General features: G+C 61.6%; 17 protein-coding genes. 7 read left to right on the top strand and 10 right to left on the bottom strand.

The genetic code is table 11. From position 1 onward, the window contains the following. Nucleotides 1-3 precede the first annotated feature (3 nt). Genes E0L15_RS10995 through E0L15_RS11005 form a run of 3 tightly spaced genes read right to left on the bottom strand, consistent with a single transcriptional unit; the run spans nucleotide 4 to nucleotide 2,544 of the window. Nucleotides 4-462, bottom strand: coding sequence for an S-ribosylhomocysteine lyase (locus E0L15_RS10995; protein WP_168125623.1), 459 nt, complete (start codon nucleotides 460-462; stop codon nucleotides 4-6). Nucleotide 463: 1 nt separating this feature from the next. Then, the gene (gene mtnN / locus E0L15_RS11000) at nucleotides 464-1,129 is read right to left on the bottom strand and encodes a 5'-methylthioadenosine/S-adenosylhomocysteine nucleosidase (protein WP_168125624.1); all 666 of its coding nucleotides are present in this window, start codon (nucleotides 1,127-1,129) and stop codon (nucleotides 464-466) included. A gap of 8 nt (nucleotides 1,130-1,137) precedes the next feature. Beyond that, nucleotides 1,138-2,544, bottom strand: a complete 1,407-nt coding sequence (locus tag E0L15_RS11005; protein WP_168125631.1) for a nicotinate phosphoribosyltransferase — start codon at nucleotides 2,542-2,544, stop codon at nucleotides 1,138-1,140. Between the two features lie 199 nt (nucleotides 2,545-2,743). Here E0L15_RS11005 and E0L15_RS11010 point away from each other — a divergent pair, with 199 nt between their 5' ends. The 3 genes from E0L15_RS11010 to E0L15_RS11020 all read left to right on the top strand — a co-directional run bounded on the left by E0L15_RS11010 (nucleotide 2,744) and on the right by E0L15_RS11020 (nucleotide 5,427). After that, a complete protein-coding gene (locus E0L15_RS11010) occupies nucleotides 2,744-3,598 on the top strand; it encodes a dipicolinate synthase subunit DpsA (protein WP_168125625.1) in 855 nt (284 codons plus the stop codon). 2 nt (nucleotides 3,599-3,600) lie between these two features. Continuing rightward, the gene (locus E0L15_RS11015; RefSeq protein ID WP_087372631.1) at nucleotides 3,601-4,182 is read left to right on the top strand and encodes a dipicolinate synthase subunit B; all 582 of its coding nucleotides are present in this window, start codon (nucleotides 3,601-3,603) and stop codon (nucleotides 4,180-4,182) included. A 315-nt stretch (nucleotides 4,183-4,497) separates the two neighbouring features. Next, on the top strand, nucleotides 4,498-5,427 hold the full coding sequence (locus tag E0L15_RS11020; RefSeq protein ID WP_204871997.1) for a magnesium transporter CorA family protein: 930 nt from the start codon (nucleotides 4,498-4,500) through the stop codon (nucleotides 5,425-5,427). A 214-nt stretch (nucleotides 5,428-5,641) separates the two neighbouring features. Here the strand turns inward: E0L15_RS11020 and E0L15_RS11025 are convergent, their stop codons facing one another. The 7 genes from E0L15_RS11025 to mtaB form a co-directional block, all read right to left on the bottom strand. After that, nucleotides 5,642-6,550 carry a YafY family protein gene (locus E0L15_RS11025; RefSeq protein WP_087233331.1) on the bottom strand — a complete coding sequence of 303 codons (909 nt, stop codon included), beginning with the start codon at nucleotides 6,548-6,550 and terminating at the stop codon, nucleotides 5,642-5,644. A 178-nt stretch (nucleotides 6,551-6,728) separates the two neighbouring features. After that, nucleotides 6,729-7,085 carry a 50S ribosomal protein L20 gene (gene rplT, locus E0L15_RS11030; protein ID WP_087372621.1) on the bottom strand — a complete coding sequence of 119 codons (357 nt, stop codon included), beginning with the start codon at nucleotides 7,083-7,085 and terminating at the stop codon, nucleotides 6,729-6,731. Between the two features lie 39 nt (nucleotides 7,086-7,124). Then, the gene (gene rpmI / locus E0L15_RS11035) at nucleotides 7,125-7,328 is read right to left on the bottom strand and encodes a 50S ribosomal protein L35 (RefSeq protein ID WP_087233337.1); all 204 of its coding nucleotides are present in this window, start codon (nucleotides 7,326-7,328) and stop codon (nucleotides 7,125-7,127) included. A gap of 53 nt (nucleotides 7,329-7,381) precedes the next feature. After that, on the bottom strand, nucleotides 7,382-7,954 hold the full coding sequence (infC, locus tag E0L15_RS11040; RefSeq protein ID WP_243155476.1) for a translation initiation factor IF-3: 573 nt from the start codon (nucleotides 7,952-7,954) through the stop codon (nucleotides 7,382-7,384). Between the two features lie 130 nt (nucleotides 7,955-8,084). Next, complete coding sequence (locus tag E0L15_RS11045; protein ID WP_168125627.1) at nucleotides 8,085-9,464, bottom strand: MATE family efflux transporter; 1,380 nt, start codon at nucleotides 9,462-9,464, stop codon at nucleotides 8,085-8,087. A gap of 149 nt (nucleotides 9,465-9,613) precedes the next feature. Continuing rightward, nucleotides 9,614-10,147, bottom strand: coding sequence for an SLOG family protein (locus E0L15_RS11050; RefSeq protein ID WP_087233345.1), 534 nt, complete (start codon nucleotides 10,145-10,147; stop codon nucleotides 9,614-9,616). A 62-nt stretch (nucleotides 10,148-10,209) separates the two neighbouring features. Beyond that, nucleotides 10,210-11,499, bottom strand: coding sequence for a tRNA (N(6)-L-threonylcarbamoyladenosine(37)-C(2))-methylthiotransferase MtaB (gene mtaB, locus E0L15_RS11055; RefSeq protein WP_168125628.1), 1,290 nt, complete (start codon nucleotides 11,497-11,499; stop codon nucleotides 10,210-10,212). A gap of 120 nt (nucleotides 11,500-11,619) precedes the next feature. Here mtaB and yfbR point away from each other — a divergent pair, with 120 nt between their 5' ends. The 4 genes from yfbR to E0L15_RS11075 all read left to right on the top strand — a co-directional run bounded on the left by yfbR (nucleotide 11,620) and on the right by E0L15_RS11075 (nucleotide 14,673). Continuing rightward, nucleotides 11,620-12,195 (top strand): 5'-deoxynucleotidase, encoded by a 576-nt coding sequence (yfbR, locus tag E0L15_RS11060; RefSeq protein WP_087233352.1) that lies wholly within the window; start codon nucleotides 11,620-11,622, stop codon nucleotides 12,193-12,195. A gap of 48 nt (nucleotides 12,196-12,243) precedes the next feature. Continuing rightward, nucleotides 12,244-12,513 carry an ACT domain-containing protein gene (locus E0L15_RS11065; protein WP_087391959.1) on the top strand — a complete coding sequence of 90 codons (270 nt, stop codon included), beginning with the start codon at nucleotides 12,244-12,246 and terminating at the stop codon, nucleotides 12,511-12,513. Nucleotides 12,514-12,524: 11 nt separating this feature from the next. Continuing rightward, nucleotides 12,525-13,883 carry a PFL family protein gene (locus E0L15_RS11070; RefSeq protein ID WP_168125629.1) on the top strand — a complete coding sequence of 453 codons (1,359 nt, stop codon included), beginning with the start codon at nucleotides 12,525-12,527 and terminating at the stop codon, nucleotides 13,881-13,883. 94 nt (nucleotides 13,884-13,977) lie between these two features. After that, a complete protein-coding gene (locus E0L15_RS11075) occupies nucleotides 13,978-14,673 on the top strand; it encodes a hypothetical protein (protein WP_168125630.1) in 696 nt (231 codons plus the stop codon). Nucleotides 14,674-14,712: the final 39 nt, after the last annotated feature.

Raw genomic sequence — 14,712 nt, forward strand, 5'->3', positions numbered from 1 at the left:
TTATCAGTATGCCAGCTGTTCCACGGTCCAGTCCCGGATGAGATCGGCGTAGTAGCGGCACTGGGCCTTTGCCAGCTCCACATCCAGGTTGATGTAGTTGCCGCACTCCACCGCCGACTTGCCCGGCATCTCCCCGGTGTAGTTGGCCCCCGCCTCAAAGACGGACTGGACCAGGGCAATGCAGTCCTCCATGGTCAGCTGCTCGTTGTCCAGCAGCACGTAGAATCCGGTTTGGCACCCCATGGGGCCAAAGTAGATGACCCCATCCTTTTGGGGGGAGTTGCGCAGCAGGGTGGCGATGATGTGCTCCACCGAGTGCATCTCGGCGTTGGTGAGCAAATCCCCGGTGTTGGGCACCTTGAAGCGCAGATCGAAGGTCACCACATTCCCGTCCCGGCGGGAGAGGTACATGCCAGGGCGCAGGGTGGTGTGGTCCACCTGAAAGCTTGCGATTTTTTCCATATTAAGACCTCCACAGTAAGGCCGCCAGGGCCTGGTTGAGCTTGTCCACCACCTGGGGCACGTTTTGGGCGTATTCCTCCCCCTGGGCGGGGTGGAACAGGTGGTCGGAGACGATTTTCACACAGTGGAAGGGCACCTGGTTGCGCAGGCACACCTGGGCCACCGCCCCCGCCTCCATATCACACACGGTGGCGGAGAAGTGGTCCCGCAGCATGGCCGCCCGTTCGTAGTCCCGACCGAACCAGTCCCCGGTGGCCACCACCCCGGTGCGGGGTGCAAAGCCAGCCTGGTTGAGCCAGTCCACATGGACCTCCACATTCTGGCAGGGCAGTTCAATGAGGTTCAGGGCGGGGATGAGACCCAACGGGTCGCCCACGGCGGAGGTGTCCATGTCGTGCTGGACACTGTGGCGGGCCACCACCAGGGTGCCCACGGGGAAGTCGTGGAAGCACCCGGCCACCCCGGCGTTCCACACCTCATTTACCCCAAAGCGGTCTAGGAGGGCCTGGGTGCCCATGGCGGCGTTGACCTTGCCCACGCCGCAGATGCACACCACGGTGTCCGGGTCCAGGGGGTAGAAGTCCATCCCGGCGATGGTCTGCACCTGGCCGGAGGGGCGCAGAGCACCCGCCACCTCCTTGTGCATGGCGTATACAATTCCTCGCATGGCGCACCTCAGGAGTTGTGGGACAGCAGCTGAGCCCGCACGTCCCACAGCTTCTGGGACAGGTCCACATAGTAGTTGTGGGGGTTCTCAAAGCGCTTGACCTCGTCCCACAGGCTGTCCACCTCCCGGGCGCAGTACACCCGGGTCTCCTGGATGGTGGGGGCCTGGTACACCAGCTGGCCGCCCTGGAAGATGGGCACCAGCAGGGGGCGGGCGGTGTAGTTGGTGATGGTCTTACGCTTCCAGACTGCCTCAGGGTCAAAGAGCTCCAACGGTTGGGTGAAGTCGGGGTGCTCGTCGTGGAGGCAGATATAGTCGGCCAGGGCCTTTCCCGTCTCGATCTCGTACAGGCGGTACACCTTCTTGAAGTGGGGAATGGTCATCTTGGCGGGGTTCTCGCTGATCTTAATTTTGGGCACGATGGTGCCGTCCTTGCCCTCGATGGCCGCCAGCTTGTACACGCCGCCGAACACCGGCTCACTCTTGGAGGTGATGAGCCGCTCACCCACTCCAAAGCCGTCGATGGCGGCCCCCTGGGTCAGCAGGTCCCGGATGATATACTCGTCCAGGGAGTTGGAGGCGATGATCTTGATGTCGGTGAGACCCGCCTCGTCCAGCATCTTCCGGGCCTTCTTGGACAGATAGGTCAAATCGCCGGAGTCGATGCGGATGCCGCCCTGGGTGATGCCCAGCTCCTGGAACACCCGGATGGCGTTGGGCACGCCGGACTTGAGCACGTTGTAGGTGTCCACCAGAAGGGTGGCGGCGTGGGGGTAGATCTCACAGTAGGTCTTGAAGGCGGTGTATTCGTCGGGGAACATCTGCACCCAGGAGTGGGCCATGGTGCCGGTGGCGGGGGTGTCAAACATCTGGTCGGCCATGGCGCAGGCGGTGCCGGAGGCCCCGGCGATATAGCTGGCCCGGGCGCCCAGCAGAGCGCCGTCCGCACCCTGGGCCCGGCGGGAGCCGAACTCCGCCACGGGCTTGCCCTGGGCAGCCCGGACGATGCGGTTGGACTTGGTGGCGATGAGGGACTGGTGGTTTAGGGTCAGCAGCAGATAGGTCTCTACAAACTGGGCCTCAATGGCAGGGGCCCGCACGGTGAGAATGGGCTCCCGGGGGAAGATGGGGGTGCCCTCCGGCACGGCCCAGATGTCCCCGGTGAAGTGGAAGGTGCGCAGATACTCCAAAAACTCCTCCGAGAAGGTATTCTTGGAGCGCAGGTAGGCAATGTCCTCCTCGTCGAAGTGGAGGTCCCGGATGTAGGAGATCACCTGCTCCAGGCCGGCGGCAATGGCGAAGCCGCCGCCGTCGGGGACACTGCGGAAAAACATATCGAAATAGCAGATTTGATCGGCCACGCCGGTCTGAAAATAGCCGTTGCCCATGGTCAGCTCGTAGAAGTCGGTGAGCATGGTGTAGTTGACGTGATGTTGCACAGGGATGGCCCCCTTTAACTAAAATCGTAGCCTCTATTATAAGCTGTCTTGACACAAATTGCAATCATTCCTTCTGTAGTTCTTCCAGAAGTCACCACTCGGAAGGGGCGGAATACACTGGGATGAGGGCGGTGTCGGAAGGCAAACGGCCCCGGAGAGGAGCATGGGAAGGAACATGGAACGAACGCATATCTGGGTCATTGGAGGAGATCAGCGGCAGAGCATCTTAGCCGGGCTGCTGCGAGACGACGGCCACAGGGTACATACCTTGGGGCTGGGGGAGGAGGCGGCGGAGGGGCCGGACCTGGATGGCATCGGGGAGGCCCACTGCGTCATTCTCCCCCTGCCGGCGCAGCGGCCGGAGGGGTGGGTGTACACCCCGCTGAGCACCTTTCGGCTGTCGGTGGAGCAGGTGCTGGAGCACATGCAGCCGGGGCAACTGGTGTGCGGCGGGCTGCTCACCTCCAGCTTTCTCCACCAGGCCCAGGCGTTGAACCTGCGGGTCATAGACTATTATGCCCGGGAAGAGCTGACGTTGCTCAACGCCATTCCCACCGCAGAAGGGGCCATTGGTCTGGCCATGGAGCGCATGCCCACCACCATCCACAACGCCCGCATCTGGATTTTGGGCTTTGGGCGGGTGGGGCAGGCCTTGGCCGTGCGCCTCCACGCTCTGGGGGCCAAGGTGTGCATTCTGGCCCGAAACCCCGCCCAGCGGGCCCTGGCCCGTAGCTTAGGCCTGGAGGCCGAGCCCATCCGGGGCATGGGGGAGTGGCTGCACTGCCCCCATCTGGTGGTGAATACCGTGCCTGCCCCCCTGCTGGGAGTGGAGGAGCTGTCCGCTCTGCGGGAGGGGGCCTGGGTGATGGACCTGGCCTCGGAGCCGGGGGGCGTGGACCATCCCGCGGCCCAGGCCCTGGGCGTGCCCGTGGTGTGGGCCAGAGGCCTGCCGGGCAAGGTGGCTCCCCACACGGCGGCGGAGTACCTCAAAGACACCGTCTATCACATTATGGAGGAGTTGGGAGTGTAAGAATGGAAGCGAAAAACATTGGGTTTGCCTTTTGCGGCTCCTTTTGTACCATGGCCCGGGCTCTGGATACCCTGGAGCAGCTGGCGGGAAAATACACCCAAATCTGGCCCATTGTCTCCGAGACCGTGGCCAGCACCGATACCCGCTTTGGCAACAGCCATGATTTTATGCGGGAGATGGAGCGGATATGCGGGAGAAGGGTCATCCATACCGTGGCGGATGCCGAGCCCATCGGGCCCCGGAAGCTGCTGGACGCCCTGGTCATCTGCCCCTGCACGGGCAACACCCTGGCCAAGCTGGCCCACGGCGTCACCGACGGCACGGTGACCATGGCCGCCAAGGCCCATCTGCGCAACGGGCGGCCCCTGGTCCTGGCCCTGGCCACCAACGATGGCCTGGCGGCCTCTGCCCCCAATGTGGGCACCATGCTGGGGCGGAAAGGGGTGTTTTTTGTCCCCTTCCGCCAGGATGACTGCTACGAGAAGCCCACGTCTCTGGTGTCGGATTTTTCCCTCACCGGGGACACTCTGGCCCTGGCTATGCAGGGCAAACAGTATCAGCCTCTCTTGTTGGGGGCAAAGTGACGAAAAACAGCCTCCGGTGGCGGGATTTTTAGGGTTGCAAACCACCGGGGGCTGTCATATAATGATACTTGACTGGGCAAAACATGGACTGGCCCGGAAAAATCTGCCCAAAAACGAAAGGATGTGACATGCGCCGTGGCAGGTGACCCATCTAGTCGAAGTTGGAAAATATGTTTGCGGCGTATGGATTGAGGGGGATGCCCTGGCATCCTTTTTGTCTTCGTGCGCCCGCGCCTGTGTGACACAGGGAATATCAGCGGAAGCGGCACGGGGACAAACCACCCCTTTGCCTGCTCGGGAAAGGTGTGAACCAATGTGATTAGCATTTACAAGACCATTGACGGAAAAATGACCAAGCTGGATACGGTGGAGGACGGCTGCTGGATCAACCTCATCTACCCCAGCGAGGACGAGCTGAAGACGGTGTCTGTGATCTTGGGGGTGGAGCTGCCCTTCTTGAAGGCCGCCCTGGACGAGGAGGAGACCTCCCGTATTGACAGCGAGGACGGCCAGACCCTCATCATCGTGGACACCCCCGCCATGGAGCGGGATGAGACCGGCGTGGTGTATTCCACCCTGCCTATGGGCATCATCGTCACCGAAAAGCACATCGTCACCGTCTGTTTGAAGGAGACCTCGGTGGTGCGGGACTTGCAAGACGGCCTGGTCAAGGACGTGCGCACCCAGCAGCGCACCCGGTTTATCCTCAACATCCTGCTGCTGGTGGCCAAGCGCTACCTGCAATATCTGAAGCAGATCGACAAGACCTACAACTACATGGAGCGGCAGCTGTACAAGTCCCAGCGCAACAAGGAGCTCATTCAGCTGCTGGATTTGGAGAAGTCCCTGGTCTACTTCAACACCTCGTTGAAGGCCAACGAGGTGACCTTGGAGAAGATTCTCCGGGGCCGTATCGTCACCCTCTACGAGGAGGACCATGACTTGCTGGAGGACGTGCTCATTGAGGTGCGTCAGGCCATCGAGATGGCTCAGATTTACTCCTCCATCATCTCCGGCATGATGGACGCCTTTGCCTCGGTGATCTCCAACAACCTGAACGTCATCATGAAGGTGCTCACCTCCATCACCATCCTCATGACGGTGCCCAATATCATTTTCGGCTACTTCGGTATGAACATCACCGGCGGCCTGCCCCTGGACCAGTTCTGGTGGGTGCCTCTGCTGATGAGCGTGGCCATCATTGTGGTGCTGGCCATCATCCTGAAGAAGAAGGACCTGTTTTAATGAATAATGAAAAATGAAGAATGAATAATTATGGTGTGCCGCTGTGCGGCACGGATATTTGAAATGGGCGTAGGGGAGGGGCTTGCCCCTCCCGAATTTCCCAGGGCTATACCAGGGAAAAAGCGGGCCGGGCAAGCCCGGCCCCTACGAAAGCAGATGCAGGTCCTGAACGGCGGAAACGCCCTCAGGACCTGCATTCTTCATTATTCGTTATTCATTCTTCATTGGACGCATAGGCCTCCCGCAGCTTCTCACTGGCCTGGGCCAGCTGGCGCTGGAGACTGGCGGGGGAGAGCACCTCCACGCCGCCGCCGAAGGACAGCAGATAGCTGGCCAGCCAACCTCCGTCGGGGAAGACGGTGGACACCAGCAGGGAGCCGTCGGGCTGGGGGGTGACGCAGCGGCGGTCGAACTCGTCGTATACCCGGTGGGCCAGGCTGGGGGCAAAGCGCAGCTCGGCCTCCACCCGGAACAGCGGGGGGATTTCTCCGGACAGCTCCGGGTCGGGGGGATTCATCAGCCGGTGGAAGGGCTGGTCGGTGATGGTCAAATCCAGCATCCGGGTCAATCGGAAGGTGCGGTAGCACTCCTGGAAGGGGCAATAGGCCTGGAGATACCAGCCGTTGCCCTGGAACACCAGCCGCACCGGCTGCACCAGGTAGGGCATCTGCTCCCCCTGGGAGCTGGCATAGGTAAACTGCACGGCCCGGCGCTGTAAAATGGCCTCTCGCAGCAGCTTGAAGTCCTCGGTGTCCCCCGCAGAGGAGCCCCAGTGAGTGAGGTACACTTGCAGCCAGTCCTCCTCGGGGCGGCGGAACAGGGCGGAGAGCTTGGCCAAGGTGGCCTCCCGTTGGGCGTCCGAGTCGTCGTCCAGGGCGGCCAGCAACTGCTGCTGTTCCCCGGGGGTGAACAGGTTGGGGTCGGGGGCGCAGCCCGCCATGAGGGTGACGCCGCCGTTTTTGCCCGGGGCCGTGCACACCGGAACTCCGGCGGCCGACAGGGCGTCAATCTCCCGGTAGATGGTACTCACCGATACCTGGAGCATTTGGGCCAGCTGGGGAGCGGTGATGCGGTCGTGCTCCAACAGCAGGGAGAGAATTTGAATGAGTCGATTGGCGGACATAGTTTCACCTCCTAGGGGTGTCCCCAGTATATCAGAATGGGGGATTTCTGTAAAGGAAAACGCCGAATTGAGGCAGAAATGTGGAAATAGCCGCGTAGCGGTCCCGCCGGAACGGGAACCCCGTTCCAGGGACAACAAACGCCCGATTCCTGGGGAATCGGGCGTTTATCAAACTAAATTAGGCCAGCTTGCTCTTGGCCAGCTCGGTCAGCTGGGTGAAAGCAGCCTTGTCGTTGACGGCCAGCTCGGAGAGCATCTTGCGGTTGATCTCCACGCCAGCCAGCTTCAGGCCGTGCATGAAGGTGGAGTAGTTCATGCCGTTCATCTTGCAGGCGGCGTTGATGCGGGCGATCCACAGCTGACGGAAGTCACGCTTCTTCAGCTTGCGGCCGGTGTAGGCGTACTGCAGGGACTTCATCACCTGCTCGTTGGCCATCTTGAAGTGCTTGCTCTTGGCACCCCAGTAGCCCTTGGCCAGCTTCAGGATCTTATTTCTTCTCTTACGGGTCATCATTGCGCCCTTAACTCTTGCCATTGTCGTTCAGCCTCCTATATGTGAGTGTATCAGGTTATCTTATTTGTAGGGGATCAAGCGCTTGACGGTGGCCTGGTTGGTCACGTCAGCGTAGGCACCCTTGCGGAGGCCTCTCTTGAGCTTGGTGGTCTTGCCGTGGCCGTTGAGCAGGTGACGGCGCTTGGTGCAGGCACGCTTCACACGGCCGCTCTTGGTCAGCGAAAAGCGCTTCTTAGCGCCGCTGTGGGTCTTGATCTTAGGCATGGTGGTTATCTCCTTTACTCTTTGAATGGTGGGCAGCGTGTGCCCGGAGGATATTACTTGTTGGTCTTGCTGCTTTTGGCGGAGAGGAAAATGCTCATGTGGCGGCCCTCCAGCTTAGGCTCCTTGTCCAGGTTGGCCAGCTCGGCACACTGCTGGGCAAAGTCCATGAGCAGGTTGCGGCCGATCTCGGTGTGAGCCATCTCACGGCCACGGAATCGCACGGTCACCTTCACCCGGTTGCCGTCAGCCAGGAACTTCTGGGCGTTGCGCAGCTTGGTGTTGAAGTCACCGATGTCGATGCCGGGGGACATGCGCACTTCCTTGATCTCAACGACGTGCTGGTTCTTCTTGGCCTCTTTCTCCCGCTTGGCCTGCTCGAACTTGAACTTGCCATAGTCCATGAGCTTGCACACAGGGGGGACGGCGTTGGGAGAGATTTTTACCAGGTCCAAACCGGCCTCGTCGGCGTGACGCTGGGCCTGAGCCGCAGACATGACTCCCAGCTGGCTGCCGTCGGCGCCAATCAGGCGAACCTCACGGTCACGAATCTCCTCGTTGATCTGATGAGTTGGGTTAGCTATGGCAAAGCACCTCCTGAGAAACAAAAAAATGTGAGTGCAGAACAAGCACCCACATCCACAACAAAAAACGACAACCGAACTCGATTGCGTGTTTTTTACCATGTAAACCTCTTTGCCTTGCGCTGGAGGTGAGGACGGCGGTGCCATACCTGCTTTGTTTTGCTCTGGTATTATATCAAGTAGATATGGGATTGTCAAGCGCTTTTTTCAATGATGTTGCATCCCGGCGCCGGAGCACCAAAAAGTACCCCAGGCACAGGGTGAGGTTGACCAGGGCCGAGGCGGGAACGGCCAGGCCGATGAGGAACATAGAGGTATCCGGCAGGCGGCTGAGGAAGTAAGACAGGGGGATGCGCACCAAAAAGGCGGCAGCCAGGCCCTGGGCCATGACAAAGCTGGTGCGCTCCCGTCCGTTAAAGTAGCCCAAAAAGCAGAACACCACCGACACCATCAGGTACTCCAGCGAGCTGCCCCGCAGGTAGCCAGCGGCGGCGTCCAGCACCGCCGGGTCATTGTCAAAGGCGGAGGCCAGAATGCGGCCGCAGAAGAAGGTGAGCAGGAACATCACCGCTCCCACGCACAGGGAGATACGGGCGGCCAAAAACAGGGCCCGGTTGGCCCGCTTGGGGTTGCCCGCCCCCATGTTCTGGGCTACAAAGGTGGACAGAGCGGACATGAAGGACATGGGCACCAGGGCCAGGAAGATGAACAGCTTTTCCGCAATGCCCACTCCGGCGGAGGCGATGACCCCCAGGGCGTTGACAATGCTGGTGATGATGAGGAAGGACAGGTTGGTGAGAAAGTCCTGGAGGGCGATGGGGGAGCCCACTTTTAAAATCTCCCCGGCGGCCCGGCCCCCTCTGCGCCAGGGGGCGGGGATGGAGAAGGGGAGGGGATTGCGGCGGATGTAGGCCAGGGAGAAGGCCACGCTGGTGGCCTGGGCGATGATGGTGGCCAGAGCGGCCCCGGCGGCGTGGAGGCGGAACACCCCCACAAAGAGCACATCCAGCACCACATTCACCAGGCAGGCGATGAGGACAAAGAGGAAGGGAGAGCGGGAGTTGCCCACCCCCCGGAAAATGCCGCTGATGCCGTTGTAGGCGGTGATGAACACAATGCCCGCCGAGCAGATGCGGATATAGGCCACCGCCTCACTCATGGCAGCCTCGGGCACGTTCATCAGCCGGGCGGCCTGGGGGGCCAGGAGCAGCATGGCCCCGGTGAGCACCGCCGCCACCAGGGTGAAGAGCCGAATCTGGCTGCACACCACCTGGCCTGCCCGCTGGGGTTCTCTCGAGCCCATGGCCTTGCCCACCAGCACGGTGACGCCCATGGTCAGCCCTGTAATAATGGAGGTGATGGACTGCATCACCTGGCTGCCCGTGGCCACGGCGGACACCGAGGCGGTTGGGGAGAATTTGCCCACCACTGCCAGGTCCACGCCCCCGTAGAAGGCCTGGAGGAGGAGGGAGAGCATCAGGGGCAGGGCAAAGCGGATGAGGGGGGACAGGATGGGCCCCGACAAGAAGGACGATTGAGAAGATGGGGTTTCCATGGATATGACCTCCGGCACAAGTTTTGGGAGCAAGAAAAAACGCCAACAAGCATACACTTGTTGGCGATAATGTATCAAACGAAGTACGGCTCCCGTACCAGCACACTGTACCATACAACTGGGAGAAAGTCAACGGGGAACCGGAAAAATCAGGGCACCAGATGGGTGGGAGACAGGTGGGGGTGGTTGAGGTCAAAGAGGTAGATATCCAGTCGGTGGTCCATGGCATAGTTTAAGGTGTACTGAGTGCCTCCACGGGTGCCGTTGAACACCGCCAGAATGGCGGAGGACTGGTCCACCATGTAGCGGTCCCGGCGGAGCATACAGTGGCGGTCGTAGTGCTCCTGGAGCAGGGTGTGGGAGTCGCACTGGCGCACCAGCTGGGTCCAGCGGCTGCGGTCATCAGAACTCCACTTCTTGGCCTGGCCCGCACAGGGCAGGGCGGCCTCCAGGGTCACATCCGGGTGGGCCTGCCGCAGGGCCAGCACCGCCTCGGCAAAGTAGAAATCCGCCCCCCGGGCCATGCCGCAGAGAAAATGGCGGTATCCCTTCTGATACATCTCCTCCAGCTGGGCGGCCATGTTCTCTTTCAGGGCCACACAGTGGGGGTGGTCCTCCTGGTCGCCCCAGGGCAGCTTTTCCGGGCGGTGCCCGGTGAAACAGCAGGTGTGATGATCCCCCATGGTAGCTCCTCCTAACCGCATGGCACGATACCATTATAATATATTGCTGGCTTCAAGGTGGTTCATTGAATCGTGCCCAACAGAATGCCATCTCCCACTCCGGTGATGGTCACTTGCCGCAGCTGGTTGTGGAGGTTTTCTCCCGCAGCCCGAACGGCCACATAGTTGGGGGCGTGGCCCTGCCACAGTCCCTCCTTCTCCTCCTCAAAGAGGACGGGGAGGGTGGAGCCCATCAGGGCCTGCAAGTACGCTGCCTCCATCTCCCGGGCCACTGCCTGGGCCGCCTGGGCCCGCTGCTCCTGGACGGCATGGGGAATCTGCCCGGCCATGGTGGCGGCAGGGGTGCCGGAGCGGCGGGAGTAGGGGAAGATGTGCATGGAGGAGAAGGCACAGCGGCGGATGAAGTCCAGGGTCTGGGCGAACTCCTCCTCCGTCTCCTGGGGGAAGCCCACAATGAGGTCGGTGGTGATGGCGGGGCGATCAAAGTACTGGTTGAGCCACTGCACCGACTGGAGATAACGGGCGGTGTCATACTTGCGGTTCATCCGCTTCAAGGTCTCGTCACACCCGGACTGCATGGACAGGTGGAAGTGGGGGCACAGGTTGGGCAGCGCCACCGCCCGCTGGCAGAAGTCCTGGGTGATGGTGCGGGGCTCCAGAGAGCCCAGGCGCACCCGCAGCCCTGGCACGGCGTGGCACAGGGCTTCCACCAGGTCGATGAGGATTTGGCCCTCCTTCAAATCCCGGCCCCAGGAGGAAATCTCGATGCCGGTGAGCACGATCTCCCGGTACCCCTGGGCCTCCAACTCCTTGGCCTGCTCCACCGCCTCGGAAAGGGGGAGGGAGCGCACGGGGCCCCGGGCATAGGGGATGATGCAGTAGGTGCAGAAGTTGGTGCACCCGTCCTCCACCTTGAGCATGGCCCGGGTGCGGCCCACCTGGCCCCCGGCGGTGAGCCGCTCAAAGTCCCGGCGGCGCAGGGACTCGTCCACCTGGACGATGGGGGCGGCGTGGTTTTTGAGCTGCCCCTCCAGCAGGTCCAAAAACTCCATGCGCCCGGCGGTGCCGGACACCAGGTCCACCCCCAGGGCGGCCACCGCCTCCGGCTCGGTCTGGGCGTAGCAGCCGCACACCGCCACCACCGCCTGGGGGTTCATCTTTTTGGCCCGGCGGATGACGTTGCGGCACTTCTTGTCACTGACGGCGGTGACGGTACAGGTGTTGATGATGTAGGCGTCGGCCAGGTCCTCAAAGGGGACCAGGGTGTGGCCGCGGCGGAGCAGCTCGCGCTCCATGGCCTGGGTCTCATATTGGTTGACCTTGCAGCCCAAGGTGTAGATGGCAATGTCCATAAGGGCCTCCTGAATGCAGCGTTTTTCTTAATGATACCATTTCCCTAGGGTTTTGTATAGGTTTACATTTCACCAAAAATGTGGTATACTTCCCCTACTTTGTGAAAAGAAGGTGGAAGGATGTCGTCCAGCTTTTTTGCCTATATCTTCCGGATGCGCTACATTGCCCGCTGGGCGCTCATGCGCAACACCCGCACGGAAAACGTGGAGGAGCACTCCTATGAGGTAGCTGTGCTGGCCCACGCTCTGGCAGTGGTGGGGCAGGAGATCTTTCACAAGGATGTCAACCCGGACCGGGTGGCCACGGCGGCGCTGTTCCACGACGCCCCGGAGATCATCACCGGCGATCTTCCCACCCCCATCAAATACTTCAATCCCGCCATCAAGTCCGCCTACGACCAGGTGGAGGCGGTGGCCCAGGACAAGCTGCTGGGGATGCTGCCCCCCGAGTTGACAGAGGCTTATGCACCTCTGCTGCGGGTGGAGGACCCAAAGGTGCGATGCTACATCAAGGCCGCCGACAAGCTGGCGGCGTGGCTGAAGTGCCTGGAAGAGCGGAAAGCGGGGAACCGGGAGTTTGTGCAGGCGGAGGAGGAGACCCTCCACGCCCTGAAAGATATGAACATGGACGAAGTGACCTGGTTTTTGGAGCACATGGGGGAGGCTTTCGGCCTGACCCTGGACGAGCTGGGTTAAATTGCGTAGACAGCGGGGGAATACCCCGAAGAATAGGGAGGAATTTTCATGAGAGCCATTATTACGGTAGTCGGCAAGGATCAGGTGGGCATCATCGCCTCTGTGTGCGGCGAAATCAGCCAGCGCAACGTCAACGTGCTGGACATCAGCCAGACCATTTTGCAGGACTATTTCACCATGGTCATGCTGGTGGATGTGTCCAAGTGCACCATTCCCTTTGCCCAGCTGGCTCAGGAGCTGGCCGACAGCGGCAAGGAGCGGAGCCTGGACATTCGGGTGCAGCGGGAAGACATCTTCAACGCCATGCATCGGATTTGAGGTGACGGAACATGCTCAATCAACAGGACATTTTATCCACCATTCACATGATTGACCAGCAGAACCTGGATATCCGCACCATCACCATGGGTATCTCTCTGCTGGACTGCTGCCACTCCGACCCCAAGGTGGCCTGTGAGAAGATCTACGACAAGATCACCACCTCCGCCCAGAACCTGGTGAAGACCGGAGAGGACATTGAGGCGGAGTTTGGCATTCCCATCGTCAACAAGCGTATCTCGGTGACCCCCATCGCCCTGGTGGCAGGGGCTTCGGACACCGATGACTATGTGCCCTTTGCCCAGGCCCTGGACCGGGCGGCCAAGGAGACCGGCGTCAACTTCATCGGCGGCTTTTCCGCTCTGGTGCAGAAGGGCATGACCCGAGGAGACCGCAACCTCATCGCCTCCATTCCCGAGGCTCTGGCGGTCACCGACCTGGTGTGCTCCTCCGTGAACATCGGCTCCACCAAGGCGGGCATCAACATGGACGCCGTGAAGCTCATGGGCGAGACCGTGAAGGCCTGCGCCGCCCGCACCGCCCACCAGGGCGGCTTCGGCTGCGCCAAGCTGGTGGTGTTCTGCAACGCCGTGGAGGACAACCCCTTCATGGCCGGCGCCTTCCACGGCGTGGGCGAGGCCGAGCGGGTCATCAACGTGGGTGTATCCGGCCCCGGCGTGGTGCACCACGCGTTGAAGGCCGTGAAGGGCCAGCCCTTTGACGTGGTGGCGGAGACCATCAAGAAGACCGCCTTCCGGGTCACCCGCATGGGCCAGCTGGTGGCCCAGGAGGCCAGCAGCCGTCTGGGCGTGCCCTTTGGCATCGTGGACCTGTCTCTGGCTCCCACCCCTGCCATCGGAGACAGCGTGGCCCGCATCCTGGAGGAGATGGGCCTGGAGGTGTGCGGCACCCACGGCACCACCGCCGCTCTGGCCCTCCTCAACGACGCCGTGAAGAAGGGCGGCGTGATGGCCTCCTCCTCGGTGGGCGGCCTGTCCGGCGCTTTTATCCCGGTCAGTGAGGACGAGGGCATGATTGCCGCCGCCCGCTCTGGGGCCCTGACCCTGGAGAAGCTGGAGGCTATGACCTGTGTGTGCTCCGTGGGCCTGGACATGATCGCCGTGCCCGGGGACACCACCGCCGCCACCATCTCCGCCATCATCGCCGACGAGGCGGCCATCGGTATGATCAACCAGAAGACCACCGCCGTGCGTATCATCCCCGCCCCCGGCATGAAGGTGGGGGACACCGTGGAATTTGGCGGCCTGCTGGGCTCCGCCCCGGTGATGCCCTGCCACACCGGCTCGGCGGAGGAGTTTGTGGCCCGTGGCGGCCGCATTCCCGCCCCCATGCACAGCCTGAAAAACTAATACATCTGCCCCGGCGCGATTGCGCCGGGGCGTTTTCTGTCTTGTGGAGAGAGGGAGGATGGGTGTATCATAAACGAGAGAGGAGGGACAGCCCGTGAAGAGGAACATACAGCAGCGGTGGAAGAAATTTCGCGCCAAACGCCTGCCGGTGATGCGTACCCGGTGGCTGTCCGCCCTGCCCATCATTGTGGTGTCTCTCATCTTGCTGCTGGGAATGTGGGGCGTGTTCGGGGTGCGGTATGCCACCATGGCCAACCGCTTCTTGCTGCCCAACACCGCCGGGCGGGAATTCAAGCAGAGCGTGAAGGAGCTGTTTGAGTTGGACCGCAGCTTTTTGCAGCAGGTGCGGGCCCTGTGTCAGGCGGGGACCCAGGATGGCAGCCAGATGTCCGACCGCCTGGTGCGCATCCACCTGTTGGAGAGCCAGATTCAGGCCCACTTGAAGGGGATGAGCAGCGCAGAGCAGACCTATTATCGGCAGCTGCTCCCCATCAACCGGAAGCTGGTGAGCGAATTGGAGCAGATCAACGCCTATCTGCGCTCCCGGCCCCAGCTGTTGGGCACCGCCTACAGCCAGGTGGCGGTGGAGGTGCTGGACAACCTGGAGGACGCCATTTTGCGGGTCCAGCGCAGCTACACCGCCCGGGAGCTGGAGCCCTTCTTGCAGACGGACGCCTCCTTCCGCACCTTCGGCCGTTTGCAGGACAGTCTGTACTTCAACACCCTGGCGGTGAACTGTATGCAGACCTTACAGGAGATGCACGAGTTGGCCGATCAGCCTCCAACCTAAGAGATAAGCCCCTCTCGGCATCGCCGAGAGGGGCTTATG

Source organism: Pseudoflavonifractor sp. SW1122, assembly GCF_012027765.1.
In the GTDB taxonomy this organism is placed as follows: domain Bacteria; phylum Bacillota; class Clostridia; order Oscillospirales; family Oscillospiraceae; genus Enterenecus; species Enterenecus faecium.

What these genes read in the sequence shown, in the direction of transcription:
- E0L15_RS11025 (WP_087233331.1), bottom strand. Translation starts at nt 6,550, where the DNA reads ATGTCCGCCAATCGACTCATTCAAATTCTCTCCCTGCTGTTGGAGCAC.
- E0L15_RS11005 (WP_168125631.1), bottom strand. Translation starts at nt 2,544, where the DNA reads ATGCTCACCGACTTCTACGAGCTGACCATGGGCAACGGCTATTTTCAG.
- mtaB (WP_168125628.1), bottom strand. Translation starts at nt 11,499, where the DNA reads ATGGACATTGCCATCTACACCTTGGGCTGCAAGGTCAACCAATATGAG.
- E0L15_RS11015 (WP_087372631.1), top strand. Translation starts at nt 3,601, where the DNA reads ATGGAAGCGAAAAACATTGGGTTTGCCTTTTGCGGCTCCTTTTGTACC.
- E0L15_RS11045 (WP_168125627.1), bottom strand. Translation starts at nt 9,464, where the DNA reads ATGGAAACCCCATCTTCTCAATCGTCCTTCTTGTCGGGGCCCATCCTG.
- E0L15_RS11065 (WP_087391959.1), top strand. Translation starts at nt 12,244, where the DNA reads ATGAGAGCCATTATTACGGTAGTCGGCAAGGATCAGGTGGGCATCATC.
- E0L15_RS11050 (WP_087233345.1), bottom strand. Translation starts at nt 10,147, where the DNA reads ATGGGGGATCATCACACCTGCTGTTTCACCGGGCACCGCCCGGAAAAG.
- rpmI (WP_087233337.1), bottom strand. Translation starts at nt 7,328, where the DNA reads ATGCCTAAGATCAAGACCCACAGCGGCGCTAAGAAGCGCTTTTCGCTG.
- E0L15_RS10995 (WP_168125623.1), bottom strand. Translation starts at nt 462, where the DNA reads ATGGAAAAAATCGCAAGCTTTCAGGTGGACCACACCACCCTGCGCCCT.
- E0L15_RS11010 (WP_168125625.1), top strand. Translation starts at nt 2,744, where the DNA reads ATGGAACGAACGCATATCTGGGTCATTGGAGGAGATCAGCGGCAGAGC.
- rplT (WP_087372621.1), bottom strand. Translation starts at nt 7,085, where the DNA reads ATGGCAAGAGTTAAGGGCGCAATGATGACCCGTAAGAGAAGAAATAAG.
- yfbR (WP_087233352.1), top strand. Translation starts at nt 11,620, where the DNA reads ATGTCGTCCAGCTTTTTTGCCTATATCTTCCGGATGCGCTACATTGCC.
- mtnN (WP_168125624.1), bottom strand. Translation starts at nt 1,129, where the DNA reads ATGCGAGGAATTGTATACGCCATGCACAAGGAGGTGGCGGGTGCTCTG.
- E0L15_RS11070 (WP_168125629.1), top strand. Translation starts at nt 12,525, where the DNA reads ATGCTCAATCAACAGGACATTTTATCCACCATTCACATGATTGACCAG.